Here is an 833-nt window from a genome sequence, read left to right as displayed (position 1 = left end):
GGGTGGGGCAGTGGGTCGGTCGGGTGTTACGGGCCGGGTGTTGCGGGCCGGGTGCTACAGGCCGGGTGTGGACTCGTCGAACAGGAGGCAGCGGGCCCGGTTGTCCAGGTCGAGGGTGCGTCCGGAGACCACCTGGCGGCCCTGTTCGTCCACCTCCCGCGCGGTGTGGTGGATGCCCTTCGCCTTGCTCAGGTCGGGGACGCGGGCGGTGCGGTCCGGGTAGCCGCTGTCCGGGAGGAAGATCAGGTACTCCCAGTCGCGGGCCGGATTGTGCACCGTGGAGCAGGGGTTGGGGGAGAGCCGGATGGTGGCGAAGCGCTTGTCGTTGGCCACCGCGGAGCGGCCGAAGCCGAGCGTCCCGGTGCGGACCAGGTCCAGCCGCGGGGTGCCGGCGCCGCCCTTCTCCTGCTGGAACACCCAGATCCGGCCGTTCTCCTGTCCGTTGTAGTTCTCGCGCTCGTAGAGGCAGAACGCGTCGCTCGGGCAGGCCGCGACGCCGTGCCCGCGCAGCAGGTGGGCGCCGGAGCGCTGGGCGGTGACCGCGCCCGCGGGGGCGGCGGCAGCGGCCAGGAGCAGCAGTCCGGCGGAGGCGCAAGTGATCATCTTTTCCATGCCCCACCCAACGAGACCCGCGCGGACCGGGCACGCGAGCGCCCCCCTTTCATGACGGACCGTCACTCGGGCGGCGGCCTTCGATACTCAGCGTCACGATTTGGTGTTGAAGTGTCGCGCTGGTGCCGCGGATTTCACCCGACGAACAGACGAACGCTCCGCTGTGGGGGAGGCCCGGACCCGGTCCTGGGGCGGGGCTGGGGGAAGATCCGGGGGAAGAT

The 833-nt window shown here is 71.4% G+C and carries 1 protein-coding gene; it reads right to left on the bottom strand.

The window, feature by feature from the left end; genetic code table 11:
* Window positions 1-54: 54 nt before the first annotated feature.
* Window positions 55-612: a hypothetical protein gene (locus IH44_RS0139995; protein WP_157852633.1), complete on the bottom strand. Its 558-nt coding sequence runs from the start codon at window positions 610-612 to the stop codon at window positions 55-57.
* Window positions 613-833 lie beyond the last annotated feature (221 nt).

The sequence above is a fragment of the Kitasatospora sp. NRRL B-11411 genome, from assembly GCF_000721345.1.
Lineage (GTDB): Bacteria > Actinomycetota > Actinomycetes > Streptomycetales > Streptomycetaceae > Kitasatospora > Kitasatospora cineracea.
Note: the sequence above shows the minus strand (reverse complement) of the source record. Positions and strands in the feature narration are given on the sequence as shown.